The following is a 21,772-nucleotide window of genomic DNA, read 5'->3' on the forward strand; positions in this document are numbered from 1 at the left end:
AACGCGCTGGCCCGTCGCGGGCCAGAGCCTTTCTCTGACCGCAGACAAGGTACGTGATGAGACGAACATCTCCGATGGCCTCGAATGACGGGGTGCAGAGCGGCGGGCGCAGTTCAGGCTGGCGCACAATCCGCAAGGTTGCGCCCTACCTCTGGCCGCAGGACGAGGTTTGGGTAAAGCGCCGCGTGGTTATTGCCATGGCGATGCTGGTTCTGGCCAAACTGATCGCGGTTTATACACCGATCCTTTACAAAGGCGCCGTTGACTCATTGGCAGGTGAAGGCGTGCCGCCGCTAGCGCTGGGCGCAGTGGGTGTGACGGTTGCCTACGGCGTGGCGCGCATGATGACGGTTGGGTTCCAGCAATTGCGGGACGCCGCCTTTGCCCCTGTTGGACAGCGGGCCTTGCGGGCGCTGGCGCTGGAGACGTTCCGACATATCCATAACCTGTCCATGCGCTATCACGTCTCGCGCCGCACCGGCGGGCTGAGCCGTATCATCGAGAGGGGCGTCAAAGGCGTGGAATTCCTGCTGCGCTTCCTGCTGTTCTCAATCGGGCCGCTGATCCTTGAGCTGTTGCTGGTTGCGATCATACTGATGTGGTTGTTCGACGTCTGGTATCTGGTGGTCGTCGCCGTCACCATAGGCCTATATATCTGGTTCACTTTTGCCGTGACCGAATGGCGGGTAAAGCTGCGGCGTGAGATGAACGATCAGGACACCGAAGCCAATCAGCGCGCCATTGACAGTTTGCTGAACTTCGAAACCGTCAAGTATTTCAACGCGGAATCCCGCGAAACTGCACGTTACGACGTGTCGATGAAAGCCTATGCCGGGGCGGCGCTGAAAACCGCCTATTCGCTGGCGTTCTTGAATTTTGGCCAATCCTTCCTGATCACCTGCGGCCTGATCGGAGTCATGGTTCTGGCCGCAATTGGCGTTCAGAATGGAAACCTGACCGTGGGCGATTTTGTCATGGTCAACGCGTATATGATCCAGATTACCGTTCCATTGAACTTCCTGGGGACGGTCTATCGCGAGATCAGGCAATCGCTGGTAGATATGGGGCAGATGTTTGATCTGCTCGAACAACCCGCCGAAGTCATCGATCACCCCGATGCACCCGACCTTGCGGTCAATGGTGGCGAGGTAACACTTGAAGATGTGCATTTTGGTTATGACCCTGAAAGGGAAATCCTCAAGGGTGTTTCCTTGACGGTTCCGGCCGGACAGACGGTCGCGATCGTAGGGGCGACGGGGTCTGGAAAATCGACCATCGGGCGGCTGTTGTTCCGGTTTTATGACGTGACCAAAGGCGCGCTGAAGATCGACGGGCAGGATGTTCGGGATGTGACCCAAACCAGCCTGCATGCCGCGATCGGCGTTGTGCCACAGGATACGGTGCTGTTTAACGACACCATTCGCTACAACATTGCGTATGGGCGCGACGATGCCACCCCGGAGGATGTCGAGGCCGCAGCCCGTGCCGCCCAGATTCATGACTTCATCACTTCGCTGCCTGACGGATACGACACCATGGTGGGTGAGCGCGGCCTGAAACTGTCCGGCGGCGAAAAGCAACGGGTTGGCATCGCGCGGACATTGCTGAAGAACCCTCCGATCCTGTTGCTGGACGAGGCGACCTCGGCCCTGGATACCGACACGGAACAGGATATCAAGGATGCGCTGGCGCGCGCTGGGGAAGGGCGGACCGTGATCACGATTGCCCATCGCCTCAGCACCATTGCCGAGGCTGATCGGATCGTGGTTCTGGAAGCTGGCGAGATCATCGAACAGGGCACCCATGACGAGCTGTTGGCGCGGTCCGGGCGATATGCTCAACTGTGGAACCGCCAGCAATCCGACAGTGAGGCCGCCTGAGGGGCTCATCTTGCCCTGCGGAATGTGCTAGGATGCGCCGTGCATGTAGGTGGACGCCATGATCAATGGATTAGCAAGACGATTAGTATCTGTAGCCGTTGTGGTTCTTCTCCCGGCTATGGTCGCGGCTGACCCGATTGAGGGCGTGTGGAAGACCGAACCTGATCGAAAGAACCTGATCTCGCATATCCAGATATCCGCCTGCGCGGACAAGTTCTGCGGCACGATACTTTCGGCTTTTGATTCTTCCGGCAAAGAAGTTCAAACGCCGAATATCGGGAAAAAGCTGTTCTGGGACGTGTCGAGCGAAGGCGGCGGAAAATATGGTGGGGGTGAGTTCTGGGTTCCCCTGATCGACGTTGATGCTGTTCCGCAGATGACGTTGCAGGGTGACAAGCTCATGGTCAAAGGCTGTGAACATTCGATTTGCGCGCACCAGACCTGGTCCCGACTGTGACGACAGAAAACGAAAAGGACCGGAAATCCCGGTCCTTTCATTCTTATTCTGCGGCTTTTAGCGGCGATCCAGGAATTTGATCCGTGGGCTCGTCTTGCAAACCGGTCTCGGATTGGTGCGGCTCATCCCACACAATCTCGGTCGCCTGTAGTTTGCGGGCCGAGCGACCAATAGCCATGTCCTGCGCGATCTTACTGGACCGCCCCGCGGTCATACGGGCAAGCCCGCGGCTGAGCCAGACAGCGTAAGTCGTCACCCAGACACGCAGCGCCAGAAGCGACGGCGTCACGATCAGGGTGAGAACAGTGGCGATGCCAAGACCAAAGACAACCGCTGTGGCCAGCTGTTTCCACCACAGAGCGGTGGGACTGTCGATGGAATAGCCGCCATTGATAAAGTCCAGCGAAAGCCCAAACATCATTGGGGTCAGACCTGCCATCGTGGTCAACGTAGTCAGCAGAACCGGGCGGATACGCGATTCCGCGGTGCGGACGATTGCCTCGATCCTTGGCATATAGGCGCTGTATTCCTGATAGGTATCGATCAGAACAATGTTGTTGTTCACCACAATTCCTGCCAGAGCAACGATGCCGGTGCCGGTCATGATGATCGAGAAGGGTTGCTCCATCACGATCATGCCGATCAGAACCCCGGTGGTCGAAAGAACAACTGCCAACAGCACCAACACCGAATTGTAGAACGAGTTGAACTGGGCGAGCAGGATCACGAACATCAGCCCCAAAGCACCCATGAAGGCATTCACCAGAAATGCGCCGGATTCTTCCTGCTCTTCCTGATCACCGGTCCATTGCCAACTGATCGAGTTGGCGAAGGGGCTGGTTTCCAGCCATTCGGTCAGTACTGCGATCCGCTCATTCGGGTTGATCAGGGCGAACTGCGCGTCTCCCGCGTCAATCACGCTACGTAGCTGGTCTATATTCTTTGCACCGGTCAGTTGAACCAGCTCGTAGGACTTTCCTACGTCGCCGTCCAACACGGTGCCGGTTGGAGTGTAGCCGTCGGTCACTTCGCGCATTATAGCCAGACGTTCTTCTTTCCCGTCCGGCCCTTTGGTCACAACCTTGCTCAGACCCGGTTCAACATCCGCTTTGACGTCATAGTAACGTTGCTGGTCGACACGGTTGATCTGGGCCAGTTTGGCCACGGGTTCCCGGGTCACGAAGTTCGACAGCGGAACCAACCCGTCCGGAGTGCGGACCTTGAGCGTATCCAAAGTCGACAGCACGCGATCCTCTTCCGGCAATCGGACACGGATCTCGATCTCTTCATCCGTATTGTCTGGGCGCATCTCACCCAACAGGATGCCGCGTGTCACAAGCTGCACCATGGCACCAACAGTGGCTACATCAGCGCCGAACCGACCAGCTTTGGCCACGTCGACATCGATCTGCCAATCGATACCAGGCAGGGGCAGGGTATCTTCGGTTTTGATCAGCCCCGGCGTTTCGTCAAAGACCTGGCGCGCGGCGACGGTGGCCGATCTCAATTCGTCCCAACCGTCCCCCTTGATACGCAGGTGAACCGGTTTGGCCGAGGCCGGGCCCTGTTCCAATGCCAGGATTTCAACAACGATACCGGGTATTGTCGCCAGTTTGGCGTTGAGATCGCCGATTACGTAATCGCCATCATATTCGGGTGCCACAAAGTGGCGCTCAAACAATCCCCACAAAGCGGATTCCGAAACGTTCGGACGATCTTCCCATGGGATAATTTCAAACTGGACCCGCCCCACCGTGTCCGCCGGTGCCTGCGCGCCGCCGGTATTCTGGTCAAGACCGCCTTCGCCGGCAAAGGAAAAGACGTTGATTACCGCCGGATGAGATCCAATGATCTGTTCGGCCTGCAGGACCATCTTGTCTTTTTCAGCCAGTGACAGGTTGCCACGGGCACGGACGTAAGCTGTTGCCTGTTCCGGTTCGCTTTCAACGAAAAATTCGACACCTCTTGATTCCTGTGGGAACCAGACGAAGGTCACAAAATACACGGCAGAGAAAACTGCCGCCAGCGACACGATCGGCATGATCGGGTTTCCGACAAGGAACCGGATCACATGCCCGAAAGGTGTGTGTTCGTCAGCGGTGTGGACGTGGTTTTCTTCCGCCCGTTCGAACTTGGCCGCGCTCAGTGTTACAGACCCGGCAAAGGCCCCGAACAGGAACAGCAGGGCACCAGCGACCACTCCTCCGGGCAGTAGATAGTCAGGGTTCAGAACCTGCATCGCACCCAGGAAGATCATATAAAGCGACGGGGGCACCATCACTGCCCGAATCCACCACCGGGTACGCGCACGGAGCCAGTTCGAAGACCGGTCGAAAACGCGGCTCAGACGCCCCGAAACACCGCCCATGACCGGCAGGTAGATCAGCGCCACAATCAGCGACGCCGACAGAACAAAGATCAGCGTGACGGGCAACATCCCCATGAATTCGCCCGGAACACCGGGCCAGAAGAGCATGGGCAGGAAGGCACATAGCGTCGTCGCGGTCGAGGATACGATGGGCCAGAACATGCGTTGGGCCGCCTCAACATAGGCATGCATCGGGCCGACGCCTTCCTTTATTCTCTTGTCAGCATATTCCACGACCACGATGGCACCGTCGACCAACATCCCTACGGCCAGAATGAGGCCGAACATCACAATGTTCGAGATACTGATGCCCATGACCGCCAGAAATGCGAAACACAGCAGGAATGAGGTCGGAATTGCAAAGCCCACCAAAAGCGCTGCCCGCGTACCCAAAGAGGCCAGAACCACGATCATCACCAGAGCGATTGCGGTCAGAACCGAGCCTTCAAGCTGGCTGACCATCGAACCGACAATGCGGCTCTGGTCGTTCGACGTTCCAAGCTCGACCGCGGCCTGAAGCTCGGGCGGCCATTTGGTCTTGGCCTGAGCTATGGTTTCTTTCACCTGCGTAACGGTGTCGATCAGGTTATAGCCCTTGCGTTTGACAACTTGCAGCGCGACGGTCGCCTCGCCGTTGAAGCGGGCGGTACCTTCGCGATCTTCAAATGTGTAGTTGATCTGCGCAAGCTCACCCAGCGTTACAACCCGGTCGCCATTGACCTTGATCGGCAAGCCATAAACATCCTGCGCCGTTTTGAACGACGATGGAATCTTGACCGAGAATGTACCCTGGGCAGTTTCGACCTCGCCTGCCGCGATCAGCTGGTTATTGTTTCGCACGACATTGATCAGCTCGTCTGCGGTCACGTTGTATGCTTCAAGCCGCAATGGGTCGATAACGACCTCAAGCAACTCGTCACGATTGCCCGCGATACCCGCTTCGAGAACGGAATCCAGCGCCTCAAGCTCGTCCTGCAAATCCTTGGCGACACGGGCCATTGTGCGTTCCGGAACGGCACCGGTCAGATTGACGATGACGATCGGGAACTCGGAAAAGTTGATTTCCGTCAGCGAGTATTGTTCCGCACCTTCGGGAAAATCAGCCTGGGCCGTGTTCATGGCATCGCGCACGTCCGCCATGATCGAGGTCTTGTCCCAGCCAAATTCAAACTCCAGCGCGACCCCGGCATAACCTTCGGCCGCAGTCGACGTCATTTCCTTGAGCCCGTCGAGATCCGCCAGTTCGGTCTCCATCGGCTTGACCAAAAGGTTTTCTGAGTCTTCCGCTGAAATCCCGGGAAACTGCACCGAAACGAAAAGGGCAGGGATTTCGATATCCGGCTCACCCTCTTTCGGAAGCGAGACATAGGCAAAGCCGCCTACGACCAGCGAAATGGCGATGAACGCCATTACCATTCGGGCCCTGCCTGCGGCCCATGCGACGATACCCGTCATTGCGAGGCTTCCCGATAAGTTGGTGCAACGGTAACACCGCGGATCACGAATTCCTGCCCGACCACAATGATATCAACCGTTTCCGGCAAGCCATCGATCCAGACACCTTCGGCTGTGTCGCGCAAAATGCGGACCGGCATGAAATCAACCACATTGCCTGCACCAACTGTGCGCACACCCAATTGACCTTCGTTGCTGAGTGTCAGCGCCGATTGCGGCAGCAGGTGGGCTTTCGTACCTTCAGCCGCGATGAGGATGGTGGCTGTCTGACCGTCGCGAATGGTCAAGTCGGGGTTCGGAACGGTGATTTCCACCTCGAATGTACGTGTTGTCTCGTCCGCTGACCGGCTGAGGAACGTGACCCGACCGCCCAATTGCCGACCGGTCACAAGCGTTGCCGAAGCCTCGGACCCGACAAGCACCCGGTTGACCTCGGTCTCGGGAACGAAGCCGACCAGCTTGATCGGGTCCAGTTGAATGACAGTCGCGCAAAGCGATCCGGGTTGCATTAGGCTGCCCAGTTCCGCGGTGTCGCTTTCCAGCAAACCTTTGAAGGGGGCTTTGATGGTCAGGCGGCCAATCTCTCGCTGTGCGGCCTCGACTGCTGCTGCGGCGGCTTCGATGCCCGCGCGCGTGGCCTCCAGCCCGGCTTCGGCGGACTTCACACCGGCTTTTGCAGAGCTCATCACAGCTTCGCTGGAAATCCGGCGGGTTTCCGACGCATATCCGGTTTCAGCCAGCTTGCGTGAGGCTGTCAGATTGATCTCGGCCTCGGCCACAAGCGCATGTGCCTCTATCAGGCGTGCTTCGGCTTCGGGAATGCGGCTTTGGGCTTCCAGCTTGCCCGCCATGGCCTCGGCCAGTTGTGCCGGGCGCGTGCCGGGGTCAAGTTCGCATAATATATCGCCCGCCTCAACAAACGCACCTTTGCGTTTGGGCTCAGAGACAACGGTGGACGTGGTTTCCGCAAGCACTTCGACCTGCCGGTTCGCCTTCGTCTGCCCGCGCAGCAGCACGGCGCTGTCAATTTCGCGCGCTTGCGAGCGCACGGCGACAACGCCCACGGCAGAGATATCGGAGTTTTCGGTTTCCGTGGCTTCGACTTGTGTTGCTTCCACGGCATCACCGCGTCCGGCAAAGGCGAACAAGGTGTCACGTTCAAACACCAGAAAATACAGTGCAACAATCACGAGAAGGGCGTTGATGAATGAAATCAAACGCATAAAGTGTTTCTCCTAAGAATCTGCGCCATTAATACTTGGGCTGTCACGCCATGAAATGGGGTCTGTTCGGCATCTTTTCCATACTGAACTGAATAGTTCGGTTTGCATTTTTTCGCAAGAGGGAAGCAAAGCGGTGAAAATGCGCATATTCGGACCCTTGGCTTGGCGTTGGTGCCGGGGTATGACATGGCGCACTAATACAAGATAGACAGCCCGGGGGCTTGGATGAGCGATATAGACAGTTTCATTGATGAGGTCACCGAAGAGGTGCGCCGTGACCGGATCTATCTGTTGCTGCGTCGCTGGGGCTGGGTGGGTGTCGTCGCCGTCGTGTTGATCGTCGGCGGTGCCGCTTTCAATGAATACCGCAAGGCGCGGGACACGGCGCAAGCTCAGTTATTGGGTGACACGATTCTTGCTGCATTGTCCGAAAATGACCCGGCGGCAAGGGCTGCTGGTCTTGCACAGGCAGAGGCGATGTCACCGGGCGGGAAAGCCTTGCTGGACATGTTGTTGTCTGCGTCACAGGTCGAATCCGGATCCCGAGAGGACGCGGTCACCAGCCTGAACGCGGTTGCCGTTCAGGGCGACCTGCCCGAGATTTACCGCGCGATTGCAAGCTTCAAGTCGCTGCTGTTGCAAGGCGATACCTTGCCTGCCGCCGACCGGCGGCAACAGTTCGAGGCGTTGGCGGCCCCCGGAGCGCCGCTGCGGCTGCTGGCGGAAGAGCAGTTGGCTCTGATTGACGTGGCCGAGGGGAATGTCGATGCTGCGCTGGATCGATTGCAGGCGCTACGGCAGGATGCAGAGGTTGGGATCGATCTGCAACAGCGCGCGGCGCAAATGATCATTGCTTTGGGTGGGGAACCTGAACCATTGGTGGCGCAGCAAGGCTGACCAGGCGGGACAAAAGACTTAACGACAGGCGAGTTCGGAATATCATGGTAACAAGATTTTTTTCCCGTACGGGATTGCCTTTTGCGGCTCTGGCCTTGACAGCACTTGCGGCCTGTGAACCGCCCGAAGCCATTCTGCCCGGTGAACGCGAGGATATTCGCCCTGTTTCAGATCTGGAAACGGTCGAAAAGCGCGGCTCGCAACCGATCAGCCTGCCGGCGCAACAGGTCAACGCCAACTGGTCACAAAGTCCGGGAACGTCCGCATACCGAACCACCCATGCCGCTTTGCGCGCAACACCACAACGGATCTGGTCTGTTTCGATCGGGCAGGGCGACTCGCGCAAGCAACGCATAACTGCCGAGCCGGTGGTTGCGGGCGGATTGATCTTTACACTGGATTCAGGAGCGACGGTTTCAGCGGTCACCCAGCAGGGGCAGTTGGCATGGGAAACCGATCTGATCCCGCCAAGTGATGGCGACTCGGATGCAACAGGGGGTGGTTTGGCTTATGCCGACGGCGTCCTTTATGTGTCGTCAGGGTTCGGTCGGTTGACCGCGCTGGACGCCAAATCGGGTGCCGTGCGCTGGCAAAAACGCCTGGAAGCGACCGGCAGCGGCGCTCCGCTGGTGAACGACGGGCTGTTATACGTTGTGGCCGGAGATGAAACCGGCTGGGCTGTAAACACCAAGGACGGACGCATAGCCTGGCAATTCGAAGGCACACCCAGCGTCGGGAACGTTCTGGGTGCGCCTGCGCCTGCAATCGCATCTGATCTGGCGGTATTTGCCTTTGGCTCGGGTGACGTGGCGGCCACTTTCCGCCGCGGTGGTATCCGCCGCTGGAACGCGTCTGTTGCAGGGGGGCGTCGCGGGCGCGCCGCGGCGCAAATCGTCGATGTGACTGGTGGTCCGATGGTTGTCGGCAACAGTATCTACATCGGCAATCACTCGGGCCGGACCGTCGCATTTGATGCCGCTTCCGGTGAGCGCCGGTGGACAGCAGACGAAGGTGCGGTCGATACGGTCTGGCCTGCGGGCAACAGCATCTTCCTGATCAGTGATCGCAGCCAGCTGGTGCGTCTGAACGCGGCGGACGGGTCTGTCATCTGGGCGCAGGATCTGCCGGGCTTCGTCAAGGACAAGCGTGGCCGCCGGGGACCGATCTTTGCGCATTACGGCCCAATTCTGGCCGGGGGTCGTATTGTGGTTGCGTCCAACGACGGGTTTCTACGGTTCTTCAATCCAGTTGACGGAACACTGGTTCATCAGGCTGAGGTTCCCGGAGGCGCGACAGCATCCCCTGTTGTGGCCGGGCAGACGCTGTATGTTGTTTCGACCAAAGGTGATCTACACGCTTTCCGTTGACGGCAAGATGCGTTAAAGGGCGCAACTTGAGTCTTGAAAGTAGAGTATCATGTCGCTGACCCTCGCCATCGTGGGGCGCCCGAACGTGGGCAAATCCACATTGTTCAACCGCCTCGTAGGCAAACGTCTGGCGCTGGTCGACGATCAGCCCGGTGTGACGCGTGACTTGCGCGAGGGCGAAGGGCGTCTGGGCGATCTGCGCTTTACCGTGATCGATACGGCCGGACTTGAAGACGCGACAGATGACAGTTTGCAGGGCCGGATGCGCCGTCTGACCGAACGCGCGGTAGACATGGCCGATGTCTGCCTGTTCATGATCGATGCGCGGGTCGGGCTGACGCCCACGGACGAGATGTTTGCAGAAATCCTGCGCAAACGGTCCAAGCATGTAATCCTTGCGGCCAACAAGGCCGAAGGCAGCGCAGCGGATGCCGGGGTGCTCGAGGCATATAACCTGGGTCTGGGTGAGCCTGTGCGTCTTTCTGGTGAACATGGCGAAGGGATGACAGATCTTTATGCTCGGCTTATGCCTTTGGCCGATGCAGCCGAGGAAAAGCAGGTCGAAGAAGCCCCAAAAACCGATATTGAGCTGGATGAAGACGGTGAGGGCGAAATGCCCCTGATCACCTCTGCGAAGCCGTTGCAGGTGGCCGTGGTTGGCCGTCCGAATGCGGGCAAATCCACGCTGATCAACAAGATCATCGGCGAAGACCGCCTGTTGACCGGGCCTGAGGCCGGGATCACCCGTGACGCTATCAGCCTGCGGATTGATTGGGCCGACCCGGACGGAGAAAGCACTCCGATGCGGATCTTTGACACAGCAGGAATGCGCAAGAAAGCAAAGGTACAGGAAAAGCTGGAAAAGCTCTCGGTGTCAGACGGCTTGCGCGCGGTGAAGTTTGCCGAGGTTGTCGTCGTACTTCTGGACGCGGCCATTCCATTTGAACAACAGGATCTGAGAATTGCCGATTTGGCCGAACGCGAAGGCCGGGCTGTTGTTGTTGCCGTAAACAAGTGGGACGTCGAGGAAAACAAGCAGGAAAAGCTGCGGGAACTGAAAGATGCCTTTGATCGTTTGCTGCCGCAGCTGCGCGGGGCCCCTCTGGTTACCGTCTCGGCGAAAACGGGTCGCGGGCTTGAGAGATTGCGCGCCGCCATCCTGCGCGCCCATGACGTCTGGAACCGCCGTGTGCCAACCGCGGCGTTGAATCGGTGGCTGACTGCCATGCTGGAACAACACCCGCCGCCAGCCCCACAGGGCCGCCGCATCAAGCTGCGCTATATGACCCAGGCGAAAACGCGGCCGCCGGGTTTTGTTGTGATGTGTTCTCATCCCGATAAGATGCCCGAAAGCTATACCCGCTATCTGGTCAACGGGTTGCGTCAGGACTTTGACATGCCTGGCACCCCAATCCGCCTGACGCTGCGCGGGCAGGGCGACAAGAACCCATATAAGGGTCGGCGCAAGAAAAATGCGGGCGCGCTGGCCAAGCATCTCAAGGGCCGCGCGTAACTGCGCCAATTTTCAGCATCTTACCTCACGGGGGCGTGACAGTTTCTGTTCTCCGCGCTAGCATTCATGCGTGTGCATTTGTTTGGGCACGCACTGCTTGCATGCGGACTAGCCGCACCTAGATTTGAACAGAAAACTGAACGGCCATCGTAAGGAGACGGCTGGATGGATTTGAGGGAATATACTAGACATTACGCGGTGCAGGACAACAGATTGGCCGCGGCAAGTTATTTTGGCACATTTGCGGTGTATTTTGCGTCGCTGACCCTTGCGATCACCTTTGTTGATCGCTGGTACATCATGATACCCGCCGGGATCGTGTTCGCCTTTGCCGCAGTACGGCTTTATGTGCTGCAACATGATTGCGGGCATCACTCTCTGTTTGAAACACGGATTCAAAACGAATGGGCAGGGCATGGCCTGTCTCCCTTCACTTTCGCCCCGTTCGAGGTGATGAAGCAGAACCACAATCTGCACCATGCGGGCATCGGAAATCTTGAACATCGCGAGACAGGTGAAATTCATACGATGACTCTGCGAGAGTGGAATGCGGCTGATTGGAAAACGCGTTTGTTTTACAGGCTGTATCGCAATCCGTTCATCCTGGTTCCGGTCGGCGCGTTGTTCACCTACTTCATCCGATACCGTTGGCCCAAGAACACGGTGCGTTTTGGCGCTAAAGGTGTGGTGTTGCACAACCTGTCGATCATCGTGTTTCTAGGATTGTTGTATCTGATTGCGGGTATGACCGGCATTTGGGTCTGGTTGGTGTTTTCCTTTTTGGGTGGAATGCTGGGCGTCTTCCTTGTTTATCTTCAGCACAACTTCGAAGATACCTATTGGGATCGCCGCCCCGATCTGAACCCTCAGACAGCAGCGCTTGAGGGATCATCCGCACTGGATTTCGGATGGTGGTTCGATATGGCTGTGGCCTGCATCACGTTGCACGACATCCACCATTTCAACGCGCGTATCCCATCATATCGCCTGCGTGCCTGCCATTATAACCTGCCGCCGGAATACACCCCGCGCCGGATTAAGTTTCCCGAGGCCGTGGCCGCATTGAACCTGAAGCTATGGGACGAAGATGCCAAGCGCCTTGTACCCTTTCCGAGAGACAACCGAGCCGCTAGTCTTGCCCATAACTAAGCTGGCAGAACAGGGGTTATCACTACGCTGCTTGCTGCTTCGTATATCCGGTGTATATACGAAGTTATAGAACGACACAGAAAGGACCCATAATGACCGCAGTGACCGATATAAAAGGTGTAGGAGACTCGCTTGGCCAGGCCCTTGTTGCCAATGGCTTCAAGACCGCCGAGGCAATAGCCAAGGCCGCTCCTGCTGATTTGGTCAAGGTCCCTCGGATCGGTGAGGCGCGCGCGTTGGTTTTGATTGCATCTGCCAAAGAAGCCGTTGCCGCAAATCCGGTTGCTGCGAAGCCAACAACACGCCGAACTGCGGCCCGGACTCCGGCGGTACGCAGGCCTTCCGCACGCAAAGCCGCGTCCCGCAAAACAATCGCCGCAGCCGCAGCCGAGAAACGGGTCGAGGAAGCCGCACGCAAGGCGGCAGAAGAAAAAGCAGCGGCCGAAAAAGCCGAAGCTGCGGAAAAGAAAAAGGCCAAAGCCAAGGCCAAGGCTGAAAAAGCCGCGAAGAAGCGTAAAGAGATGGAAGCCGCCTTTTCAAAGGCGAAGGACAAAGTGAAAGCCAAATCCAGCAAGGACAAAAAGTCCAAGAAGGACGGGAAAAAGAAGGACGGCAAGAAAGGCGGAAAGAAGAAGGACAAGAAAAAAGCAAAGAAGTAAACTTCTTCGCCTTCTGCTGATGTCCTTACCGGTGCCCGACGGCGCCGGTTTTGTTTGTCAGGCCAAAGAACCGTCCGATTGCAGGGTCAGCTTGCCGCCCAGATAGGGGCCAAGTACCTCGGGCAGCGAAACAGTTCCGTCTTCATTCTGCCCATTCTCCAGAACAGCGATCAGGCAACGCCCGACAGCCAGACCGGAACCGTTCAGAGTATGAAGGAATTCGGGTTTGCCACCACTTTCTGGCCGGAAACGGGCATTCATTCGACGCGCCTGAAACGCACCTGTGGTCGAGACCGAGCTGATCTCGCGATAGGTGTCCTGTCCGGGCAGCCAAGCTTCGATGTCATAAGTGCGGCGCGCGCCAAAGCCCATATCACCGGTGCACAAAACAACAGTGCGATAGGGAATACCCAACTGTTCCAGCAGATCCTCGGCGCAGCGCAACATGCGCTTTTGCTCGTCATCTGACGCGTCGGGATGGGTGATCGAGACCATCTCGACCTTTTCGAACTGGTGCTGGCGCAGCATCCCTGCGGTGTCCTTGCCTGCACTTCCGGCCTCGGACCTGAAACAGACGGTATGGGCGGTCATACGGATGGGCAGGGCAGACTCTTCGAGAATGTCACCAGCCACTGAATAGGTCAGTGTAACCTCGGAGGTCGGGATCAGCCACCAGCCATTGGTCGTCTGATAGCTGTCGTCGCCGAATTTAGGCAATTTATCCGTGCCATACATCGCCTCATCCCGGACCAGAACCGGTGTCTGCATTTCTGTCAGACCGTTCTTGTCGATATGCGTGTCCAACATGAACTGGGCCAGCGCGCGGTGGATGCGGGCAACCCCCTTGGACAGATTCACGAACCGGCTGCCGCTTGTTTTAGCGGCGGTTTCGAAATCCATCGCGGCTGCGACGGCGGGAATGTCGTAATGCTCTTTCGGTGCAAAGCTGAAATCACGCGGGGTGCCCCAGCGGTTGACTTCGACATTGTCGTTTTCGTCCGCGCCTTGCGGCACGTCATCGGCGGGCAGGTTGGCGATGCGGGCCAGTTGATCGGTCAGCAAGGCATCCAGATCCTTGGCCTCGGTCTGCATCCGGGCGACTTCGGCCTTTTTCTCGGCGACAAGCGCGCGCAGGCGTTCGAATTCAGCCTCGTCGCCGCGTCCCTTAGCAGCGCCGACTTCCTTGCTGGCCTTGTTTTGTTCGGCCTGTGCAGTTTCTGCAGCCAGAATCTTGGCACGCCGGCTTTCGTCCAGCCTCAGCAGATCTGACGACACCGGCGCGTCCCCACGGCGCGCTAGGGCGGCGTCAAAGGCGGCAGGGTTTTCGCGAATGGCGCGGATGTCGTGCATGTCTCAGATCCTTGAATGCGTGAATCACTGAACCCGCTTATGCACCATCTGCAGGGCAGGGTGTAGCACCGGTTACGACTTATCAGCGTCTTCGTGGGTTTCATGCGTCAGGTGGCCATCCCATGCCCCGGCCGGTATTTTTGGCTCGGGCGGGTCGGCCACATAAGAAGGCGTCATGATCTGCACATTGTTCTCGTTAAATACAGCGACAATGTTTCGATGCAGGTCCGAGCGGATTTTGGGGATGATGCTGCCACGGGTGGTGTAGCCGTTGATCTGATAATTGATCGAGTAATCGGCCAACGCGGTCCACAACACAAAAGGTTCGGGATTGACCTTGATACCTTTGGTGCGGTTGGCGGCCTCGATCAGCATCGCCTCTACCTTCTCAGGGGGTTCTTCGTAGCCGATGCCGACGGTCGTGTGCAATAATAGTCCGTCACCATTGGTTTTCTTTGAAAAGTTAACGACATCTGAGTTCATCAATTGTGCATTGGGGATCGAGATCAGCTCGTTCTTGATCGACTTCAGGTGGGTCTCCATCAGTTTTATCTGAACCACATCGCCGATGTGGTCCCCGATCTGGATACGGTCGCCGATTGAGGTAGACCTGCGGTAAATCACAAACAGCCCGGCCAGCATGTTGGACACGACTGAATTCGCGCCTAAAGACAGCATGGCGCCAACCAGAATGGTCAACCCCTGGAACGCGGCAGAATCTGAGCCCGGAATATAGGGAACCGCAAACACCAGCGCGATCAAAATAACGACGACACGGGCGATGTTGAACGTCGGGTTGACCCAGTGTTTTTCGAAATCACCCATTTCGAACGAACCGGCTTCGACCGCATCAAAGAACACGCGCAGCCCTTTGATGATGTACAACGTGACCCATGTGATCAGGCCCAGCATGATCAGATTGGGGATATAGCTGAGGATGCCCCGGAAGATAAGCAGCACGGGCTCTGTCAGATAGGTCAGCAGAAGCTGTGCGAAATATCTGGTTTCCGCAAAAGCCAAAAGAACAAAGGACAGGTAATAGTAGAAACCGAGAAAGAAGATGATCAGCAGCACGAAGTTCAGACCATAGCGGATAAGGGCCGCGATTGCTTCGGCCTGAACGCTTTTGGCTGTCGCCGTTTCGACATCCTTTAAGTAGCGTTTTACCAGCTTCAATGTGCGACGCCTGATCCGACGGTGCAGCCACAGGATAGTGACAACAAACAGGGCAAATCCCAACGTCCAGGCAGCCGCTTCAATAGCACCGGAAACGCGCGCCTGATCGGTTCGGTTGGCTCGATACGCCTCAATGGATTGTTTGATCGCATTGCCATGCAAAACGCTCAGAACACTTAGTTCCATCTGATCCAGTTCAGCGTCAGCTTTAGTAACGATCGAGATTTTTTGGCCATCGGCCAGAATCCAGATGCCAAACTCGGTCTCTTCATATGTGATCTCGACCAAAGGTGCTTCCGACGCTTCCGCAACCACAATGATCTTGTCCTGTACGCCCTCGGCGCGCTCCGGAGCAGGCAGGGCGCTTGATCCGCGCACCTGAAACAGAATGTCCCCGTCTACTATGACCGGGGCCATGAACGTGTCCGATCCCGCAGTCTCGGACAGGGGGGATTCCGCGGGTGCTTCCTGCGACAAGGCCGCACTGGACAGCCACACGCTCACCGACAGGGCAGTCAGTAAATAAAGCAACGAAAGGAAAGGTTTGAGTGGCCGCGTCATGTGTCCCCCTTCGGATAAACTATACCCGGTATTGGTTATGTTCCTAGGGCATATCTGCAACGTTTTGCCCGTGGTTGCCGGGACATGCCCGTTTTCAGGTGAGTTACATGACCGCCTTTGCTTGCAAACCGACATTTCAAAGCATAGGTTCCGCCCAAATTTGCGGAACTGTGCCGCAAGACTAGAACAAAGGAATGTCCCATGGATGGTGGCGCAATCGCCCAGTTTCTCCCGCTGATCCTAATCTTTGCGATCATGTATTTCCTGCTGATCCGTCCGCAGCAAAAGAAGATGAAGGAACATCAGGCCATGGTTGATGCCGTGCGTCGCGGTGATCAGGTGATCACTCAGGGGGGCGTGATCGGCAAGGTATCGAAGGTCAAGGAAGGCGATAACGAGATCGAGGTCGAAATCGCCGAGGGCGTCAAGATTCGCGTGGTCAAATCGACCATCGCCCAGGTTCTGAACAAGACTGAGCCGGCGAAGTAACTTCGCGCGACAATTCCTTGAAAAGGCAGGGTAATGCTGCAATTTGATACCTGGAAGCGGGTTCTGATCTGGCTGGTCTGCGTGACCGGCCTGCTCATGGCCCTGCCAAACGCATTTTACACGCGGGTCGAACAATCCAACGACGCCAAGGCCGCGATCGAGTTGGGCAACGACACACCCCAGATGCAGGCTGAAGCCGCGCAATGGCCGAGTTGGTTGCCGTCATCCCTGGTCAATCTTGGCCTCGACCTGCGCGGCGGCGCGCATTTGCTTGCCGAAGTACAAGTACAAGACGTCTACGGCTCCCGGATGGAGGCGATGTGGCCGGAAATCCGCGACGCCCTGCGCGATGAACGTGCCACGGTGGGAACCATCCGCCGTCAGGACTCGGCTGCGGATGAGATTCGCGTGCGCATTAGCCAGCCCGAAGGAATGCCACAGGCATTGGAGGTTGTCCGCGGTTTGGCCCGGCAAGTGCAGACCCTGACAGGTGTAGGAGCCACAGATATCGAAGCCCGCGCGGATGGTGACACAATTGTTGTTCAACTGTCCGAAGCAGAAAAACTGGCCTCGGATGACCGCACGGTGCGTCAGGCGTTGGAAATCATCCGCCGCCGGATCGACGAAGTCGGTACACGTGAGCCCACAATTCAGCGTCAGGGGACGGATCGTATCTTAATTCAGGTGCCGGGTATCGGCAGTGCGGGTGAACTGAAGGAAATTATCGGAACAACAGCACAGTTGACCTTCAACCCGGTTGTCGGGCGCGGAACCGATCCGGATGCCGTTGCAGGCGTCGGCGAAAAAATCGTGCCGTCGATTGACGAAAACGGCGTTTATTACACCATCGAATCCGCTCCGGTCGTGACAGGAGAGGAACTGGTCGACGCGCAGCCATCCTTCGATCAGAACGGCCGCCCTGCGGTCAGCTTCCGATTCAACACATCCGGGGCACGCAAGTTCGGGGATTATACCCGTGACAATATCGGCGCACCCTTTGCAATCGTTCTGGATGACGAAGTGATCTCGGCCCCCGTGATCCAAAGCCATATCCCAGGCGGATCGGGTATCATCACCGGTAATTTCACCGTTGAGGAAAGCACCAATCTGGCCGTCCTGTTGCGTGCAGGTGCTTTGCCTGCAGGGCTGGAATTCCTGGAAGAACGCACCATCGGGCCCGAACTGGGGCAAGATAGTATCGACGCAGGCAAAGTTGCCACAATCGTGGCCTTTGTCGCCGTGCTGGTATTCATGGCGCTCAGCTATGGCCTGTTCGGTGTCTTCGCCAACATCGCGCTGATCATAAACGTGGGCCTGTTGTTCGGTTTGCTGTCCCTGATCGGCGCAACCCTGACTCTGCCGGGGATTGCAGGGATCGTTCTGACGGTCGGTATGGCGGTGGATGCCAACGTACTGATCTTTGAACGCATCCGCGAAGAACTGAAATCCGCCAGAGGTCCGGCCCGCGCCATCGATCTGGGCTATGAAAAGGCGTTGTCGGCCATTCTGGACGCCAACATAACCACTTTCATCACCGCCGTTATCCTGTTTGCCATGGGCAGCGGCCCTGTGCGCGGGTTCGCGATCACTCTGGGCCTGGGTATCCTGACATCGGTCTTCACCGCGATCTTCGTGACGCGCCTGATGGTTGTCATGTGGTTCGAACGCCGCCGACCGAAAACGATCGAGGTTTGATCATGAGACTGAAACTCGTACCGCAGAACACCTCGTTCGACTTTTTCAATCGCTGGAAAATCTGGCTTGGAATCTCCGGCCTGATGATGGTGATTGCGTTCTCCTCATTTCTGCTGCAGGGGCTGAACTTCGGCATCGATTTCCGCGGTGGAACCACGATTCGGACCCAAAGCGCACAAGTGATCGACGTAGGTGTTTACCGCGATGCTTTGTCTCCGCTGCAACTGGGTGACGTCTCCATCACCGAGATTTTTGATCCAAGCTTCGGTCCCGATGAAAATGTCGCAATGATCCGTATTCAGGCTCAGGAAGACGCCGAAGCGGTCACAGCAGACGTGATCACCCAGGTCGGCGAAGCGCTGGCTGCCGCAGACCCCGGACTCAAACTGCCGTTTGAAAGTGTCGAATCCGTTGGCCCAAAAGTGTCGGGCGAGTTGATCCAGACGGCTGTGATCGCGGTTGTCTTGGCCATCGGTGCCGTCCTTGTCTACATCTGGCTGCGCTTTGAATGGCAGTTTGCACTGGGGGCAGTTGCCGCATTGGTGCACGATGTGATCCTGACCATCGGCATCTTCTCGGAACTGCAAATCCGCTTCGATCTGGCGATCATCGCGGCGCTGCTGACCATCGTCGGCTATTCGCTGAACGACACGGTTGTCGTCTTCGACCGGGTGCGCGAGAATCTGCGGAAATACAAAAAGAAGGACCTGAAAGAGGTTCTGAACGTATCGATCAACGAAACTCTGAGCCGGACGGTGATGACCTCGGTCACAACTTTGCTGGCGCTGATCTCGCTTTATCTGCTGGGCGGGGACGTCATCCGCGGATTCGTCTTCGCGATGATCTGGGGTGTCGTCGTCGGGACCTATTCGTCGGTCTTCGTGGCTTCGACCATCCTGCTTTGGCTGGGGGTCAAGCGCGACTGGTCCAAACCGTCGAACACGGCGGGCAACCAGTTTGCCAATATTGATGCGTGAGGCCCTGCAACAGGCCCTGGCCCTGCCGGGCCTCACTTGGCTGATCCTGACTATCGGAGCCGCGGGAATTGTCCGCGGCTTCACAGGTTTTGGCACCGCGATGATCTTTGTGCCGGTGGCGACCCAGTTCCTGCCTATTGCAGATGTGGTCTTTCTGATGGCCGCCACCGGAATCGCATCAACATTTGCCTTGGCGCCTCAGGCGTGGCGGGATTGCGACAAGGTCGAAATCAGCACTCTGGGCTTTGCTGCAACCGTAACCGTTCCATTGGGGCTGTGGATCATGGTGCAGGTGGACTCGGTTGCGTTGCGCTGGGTTGTCTGTGGCATCACCGGTCTGACCTTGCTGGCCGTGGTTACCGGCTGGCGATGGGAGGGGAAACTGGGACTACCCGGACGTCTCGCCATCGGCGGCAGCGGAGGCATTATCGGCGGCATGACCGGGCTGACCGGTCCGGTTGTCATCGTGTTCTATCTGGCCAGTTCTACAGACGTCCGCAAGATTCGCGCCAACACCATCATTTTTCTGGCATTGCTGGACGTTGTCATCGTTTTCAACATCCTCATCAGCGGTGCCGCAGATTTGTCGATCCTGTGGATTGTGCTGCTGCTGTGCGTGCCTTATCTGATCACTACGCTTATCGGCAAAGCACTGTTCGACCCGAGACTCGAACAGATCTATCGGCTCGCGGCCTATTCGGTCATCCTGATCGCCGTCATTTCCGGGCTGCCGCTTCTGGATTGAAGAAGGGACATCATGCGTCTGAATCAGATTACTTTTACAGATGCCAAACCCGTTGACGGTTATGGCCCCGGTTTTTTCCGAATTGGCGGTGATGTCTTCCACGGCGCTATCATGACAGGCCCGGCAGGCCCTGCAGAGTGGGGCGGTTATGACGACCGACACCCCCTTCTGGAATTGGTGGGCAGGATCGACGTCCTGCTCATCGGTACGGGCGCGGACATGGCCCACATCCCTCAATCCCTGAGGGTTGAGCTGGAGAATGCCGGACTTGGTGTCGAAATCATGAACTCCCCCGCCGCCTGTCGCACCTACAACGTGCTGCTCGCTGAAGGCCGTCGTATTGCACTCGCGCTGATCCCTGTCTGATGGGATCCTCTTCATCTGGCCGAAAATATCCCGGGGAGTGTGAGGGGCTGGCCCCTCACTCCGACATGAGGCAGCGGTGGTGCGCTGGCATCCTGCGGCAAATCTCGCCTTTTGCCCCTGCTGACAATCCGTTAAGCGGGTCTCATGACTTTGACTGTAACAGATCTGTCGATCACCCGTGGCGGTGTTCCCGTCCTTGAGGGCCTCAGCTTTCAGCTGCCGCCGGGCAAAGCTCTGATCCTGCGCGGCCCGAATGGTATTGGCAAAACGACCCTACTGCGTACGTTGGCTGGCTTGCAGCCTCCGCTGGAAGGCAAGATCGAAGGGGCCGAGGACCAGATCGCCTACGCGTCCCATTCAGACGGGCTCAAACCGACGCTGTCAGTGACGGAAAACCTGACATTCTGGGCCTCGGTCTTTGGCACATATGACATCCAGCCGGCGCTGGACGCATTTGACCTGAACGAACTCGCCGACCGTCACGCCGGCAACCTGTCGGCAGGTCAGAAACGGCGTCTGGGGCTGGCGCGGATGCTGGTCACAGGGCGGCCGATCTGGATGCTGGACGAGCCGACCGTCTCGCTGGACAGAAACGCTGTGCAAATGTTTGCCGACGCTGTGCGGGCACATCTGGGGCAGGGTGGGTCAGCCCTGATCGCCACCCATATCGACCTTGGCCTGGATGGCGAGGTTCTGGACGTCGGTCCGAACAAGGCCAGACCCAAACCCATCGACGATTTCGACGGAGGTTTCCTGTGATCGCCCTGTTGCTGCGCGACCTGAAACTGGCTTTTCGCGCGGGCGGCGGGTTTGGGCTGGGCCTGGCCTTTTTCCTGATCGTGACCGTGATGGTGCCGTTTGCGGTGGGGCCGCAATCCTCGCTTCTGTCCACGATTGCGCCCGGTGTGCTCTGGCTGGGGGCCTTGCTGGCCTGCCTTCTGTCGCTTGACCGCCTGCTTGCACTGGACTGGGAAGACGGCTCGCTGGACCTGCTGGCCACGGCACCGCTGCCACTTGAATCGGTTGTCACTGTCAAGGCGCTGGCCCATTGGCTGACCACTGGTTTGCCGCTGGTTCTGGCCGCGCCGTTTCTGGGCGTACTTCTGAACCTGCCGGTGCCGGGGTTCTTCTGGCTGGTCATCTCGCTGTTGATAGGTACCCCGGCCATGAGCGTCATCGGGACATTTGGTGCTGCGCTGACCGTTGGTCTGAAACGTGGCGGGCTATTGCTGTCGCTTCTTGTGTTGCCGCTTTACGTCCCCACCCTGATATTCGGGGCCGAAGTTGCCCGACGCGGTGCAACAGGGATGGAGGTGCAGACACCACTGCTGATGCTGGCCGGGATCACGGCGGCGACCATTGCATTGTTGCCCTTTGCCAGCGCTGCCGTGCTACGTATCAATCTGCGGTGAACCGCGACAAGTTTGATGGATGTCAATTGAGAA

At 57.6% G+C, this 21,772-nt stretch carries 18 protein-coding genes; 14 read left to right on the top strand and 4 right to left on the bottom strand.

From position 1 onward, the window contains the following. The first annotated feature begins 56 nt into the window (after positions 1-56). Together AC2FNC_RS06775 and AC2FNC_RS06780 are read left to right on the top strand one after the other, a co-directional pair. A complete protein-coding gene (locus AC2FNC_RS06775; protein ID WP_480492940.1) occupies positions 57-1,880 on the top strand; it encodes an ABCB family ABC transporter ATP-binding protein/permease in 1,824 nt (607 codons plus the stop codon). Positions 1,881-1,938: 58 nt separating this feature from the next. Beyond that, positions 1,939-2,337, top strand: a complete 399-nt coding sequence (locus AC2FNC_RS06780; protein WP_480473428.1) for a DUF2147 domain-containing protein — start codon at positions 1,939-1,941, stop codon at positions 2,335-2,337. 43 nt (positions 2,338-2,380) lie between these two features. On the opposite strand, the gene AC2FNC_RS06785 is transcribed toward AC2FNC_RS06780, so the two are convergent. Both AC2FNC_RS06785 and AC2FNC_RS06790 read right to left on the bottom strand, forming a co-directional pair. After that, a complete protein-coding gene (locus AC2FNC_RS06785) occupies positions 2,381-6,160 on the bottom strand; it encodes an efflux RND transporter permease subunit (protein WP_480492942.1) in 3,780 nt (1,259 codons plus the stop codon). Continuing rightward, entirely contained in the window at positions 6,157-7,383 is a 1,227-nt protein-coding gene (locus tag AC2FNC_RS06790; RefSeq protein ID WP_480553804.1) for an efflux RND transporter periplasmic adaptor subunit, read from the bottom strand. Before AC2FNC_RS06790 ends, AC2FNC_RS06785 begins: the two co-directional genes overlap by 4 nt. Positions 7,384-7,608: 225 nt before the next feature. Between AC2FNC_RS06790 and AC2FNC_RS06795 the strand changes: the two genes are divergently transcribed. The 5 genes from AC2FNC_RS06795 (at position 7,609) to AC2FNC_RS06815 (ending at position 12,968) form a co-directional block, all read left to right on the top strand. Continuing rightward, positions 7,609-8,280, top strand: coding sequence for a hypothetical protein (locus AC2FNC_RS06795; protein WP_496714858.1), 672 nt, complete (start codon positions 7,609-7,611; stop codon positions 8,278-8,280). Between the two features lie 44 nt (positions 8,281-8,324). Continuing rightward, positions 8,325-9,647: a PQQ-like beta-propeller repeat protein gene (locus AC2FNC_RS06800; RefSeq protein ID WP_480473424.1), complete on the top strand. Its 1,323-nt coding sequence runs from the start codon at positions 8,325-8,327 to the stop codon at positions 9,645-9,647. Positions 9,648-9,696: 49 nt separating this feature from the next. After that, positions 9,697-11,160 carry a ribosome biogenesis GTPase Der gene (gene der, locus AC2FNC_RS06805; RefSeq protein ID WP_480603195.1) on the top strand — a complete coding sequence of 488 codons (1,464 nt, stop codon included), beginning with the start codon at positions 9,697-9,699 and terminating at the stop codon, positions 11,158-11,160. A gap of 165 nt (positions 11,161-11,325) precedes the next feature. Then, a complete protein-coding gene (locus tag AC2FNC_RS06810; protein WP_480473422.1) occupies positions 11,326-12,309 on the top strand; it encodes a fatty acid desaturase in 984 nt (327 codons plus the stop codon). 92 nt (positions 12,310-12,401) lie between these two features. Further along, positions 12,402-12,968 carry a helix-hairpin-helix domain-containing protein gene (locus AC2FNC_RS06815; RefSeq protein WP_496714859.1) on the top strand — a complete coding sequence of 189 codons (567 nt, stop codon included), beginning with the start codon at positions 12,402-12,404 and terminating at the stop codon, positions 12,966-12,968. Between the two features lie 57 nt (positions 12,969-13,025). On the opposite strand, the gene serS is transcribed toward AC2FNC_RS06815, so the two are convergent. Both serS and AC2FNC_RS06825 read right to left on the bottom strand, forming a co-directional pair. Further along, positions 13,026-14,318: a serine--tRNA ligase gene (gene serS, locus AC2FNC_RS06820; RefSeq protein WP_480553803.1), complete on the bottom strand. Its 1,293-nt coding sequence runs from the start codon at positions 14,316-14,318 to the stop codon at positions 13,026-13,028. Between the two features lie 72 nt (positions 14,319-14,390). Beyond that, a complete protein-coding gene (locus tag AC2FNC_RS06825; protein ID WP_496714860.1) occupies positions 14,391-16,055 on the bottom strand; it encodes a mechanosensitive ion channel family protein in 1,665 nt (554 codons plus the stop codon). A 201-nt stretch (positions 16,056-16,256) separates the two neighbouring features. On the opposite strand from AC2FNC_RS06825, the gene yajC reads away from it, so the two are divergent. From yajC to ccmB, 7 genes are all read left to right on the top strand, one after another. After that, positions 16,257-16,544: a preprotein translocase subunit YajC gene (gene yajC / locus AC2FNC_RS06830; RefSeq protein WP_209503494.1), complete on the top strand. Its 288-nt coding sequence runs from the start codon at positions 16,257-16,259 to the stop codon at positions 16,542-16,544. A gap of 33 nt (positions 16,545-16,577) precedes the next feature. Continuing rightward, positions 16,578-18,239, top strand: a complete 1,662-nt coding sequence (gene secD, locus AC2FNC_RS06835) for a protein translocase subunit SecD (protein WP_480517517.1) — start codon at positions 16,578-16,580, stop codon at positions 18,237-18,239. Positions 18,240-18,241: 2 nt separating this feature from the next. Next, complete coding sequence (secF, locus tag AC2FNC_RS06840; RefSeq protein ID WP_496714861.1) at positions 18,242-19,216, top strand: protein translocase subunit SecF; 975 nt, start codon at positions 18,242-18,244, stop codon at positions 19,214-19,216. Beyond that, positions 19,197-19,961, top strand: a complete 765-nt coding sequence (locus AC2FNC_RS06845) for a sulfite exporter TauE/SafE family protein (protein ID WP_496714862.1) — start codon at positions 19,197-19,199, stop codon at positions 19,959-19,961. Before secF ends, AC2FNC_RS06845 begins: the two co-directional genes overlap by 20 nt. Before the next feature lie 12 nt (positions 19,962-19,973). Continuing rightward, positions 19,974-20,327 carry an Mth938-like domain-containing protein gene (locus AC2FNC_RS06850; protein WP_496714863.1) on the top strand — a complete coding sequence of 118 codons (354 nt, stop codon included), beginning with the start codon at positions 19,974-19,976 and terminating at the stop codon, positions 20,325-20,327. A gap of 144 nt (positions 20,328-20,471) precedes the next feature. Further along, positions 20,472-21,086, top strand: coding sequence for a heme ABC exporter ATP-binding protein CcmA (gene ccmA / locus AC2FNC_RS06855; protein WP_496714864.1), 615 nt, complete (start codon positions 20,472-20,474; stop codon positions 21,084-21,086). Further along, entirely contained in the window at positions 21,083-21,739 is a 657-nt protein-coding gene (gene ccmB, locus AC2FNC_RS06860; protein ID WP_480473413.1) for a heme exporter protein CcmB, read from the top strand. Before ccmA ends, ccmB begins: the two co-directional genes overlap by 4 nt. The last annotated feature ends 33 nt before the right edge of the window (positions 21,740-21,772 follow it).

Source organism: Ruegeria sp. BHSA123 (assembly GCF_059613425.1).

Excerpts from the sequence above, each read along its gene's own strand:
- AC2FNC_RS06815 (WP_496714859.1), top strand. The coding sequence starts at position 12,402 with ATGACCGCAGTGACCGATATAAAAGGTGTAGGAGACTCGCTTGGCCAG.
- AC2FNC_RS06775 (WP_480492940.1), top strand. The coding sequence starts at position 57 with ATGAGACGAACATCTCCGATGGCCTCGAATGACGGGGTGCAGAGCGGC.
- AC2FNC_RS06780 (WP_480473428.1), top strand. The coding sequence starts at position 1,939 with ATGATCAATGGATTAGCAAGACGATTAGTATCTGTAGCCGTTGTGGTT.
- ccmA (WP_496714864.1), top strand. The coding sequence starts at position 20,472 with ATGACTTTGACTGTAACAGATCTGTCGATCACCCGTGGCGGTGTTCCC.
- AC2FNC_RS06790 (WP_480553804.1), bottom strand. The coding sequence starts at position 7,383 with ATGCGTTTGATTTCATTCATCAACGCCCTTCTCGTGATTGTTGCACTG.
- AC2FNC_RS06800 (WP_480473424.1), top strand. The coding sequence starts at position 8,325 with ATGGTAACAAGATTTTTTTCCCGTACGGGATTGCCTTTTGCGGCTCTG.
- AC2FNC_RS06795 (WP_496714858.1), top strand. The coding sequence starts at position 7,609 with ATGAGCGATATAGACAGTTTCATTGATGAGGTCACCGAAGAGGTGCGC.
- secD (WP_480517517.1), top strand. The coding sequence starts at position 16,578 with ATGCTGCAATTTGATACCTGGAAGCGGGTTCTGATCTGGCTGGTCTGC.
- AC2FNC_RS06850 (WP_496714863.1), top strand. The coding sequence starts at position 19,974 with ATGCGTCTGAATCAGATTACTTTTACAGATGCCAAACCCGTTGACGGT.
- secF (WP_496714861.1), top strand. The coding sequence starts at position 18,242 with ATGAGACTGAAACTCGTACCGCAGAACACCTCGTTCGACTTTTTCAAT.
- serS (WP_480553803.1), bottom strand. The coding sequence starts at position 14,318 with ATGCACGACATCCGCGCCATTCGCGAAAACCCTGCCGCCTTTGACGCC.
- AC2FNC_RS06785 (WP_480492942.1), bottom strand. The coding sequence starts at position 6,160 with ATGACGGGTATCGTCGCATGGGCCGCAGGCAGGGCCCGAATGGTAATG.
- der (WP_480603195.1), top strand. The coding sequence starts at position 9,697 with ATGTCGCTGACCCTCGCCATCGTGGGGCGCCCGAACGTGGGCAAATCC.
- AC2FNC_RS06810 (WP_480473422.1), top strand. The coding sequence starts at position 11,326 with ATGGATTTGAGGGAATATACTAGACATTACGCGGTGCAGGACAACAGA.
- yajC (WP_209503494.1), top strand. The coding sequence starts at position 16,257 with ATGGATGGTGGCGCAATCGCCCAGTTTCTCCCGCTGATCCTAATCTTT.
- AC2FNC_RS06825 (WP_496714860.1), bottom strand. The coding sequence starts at position 16,055 with ATGACGCGGCCACTCAAACCTTTCCTTTCGTTGCTTTATTTACTGACT.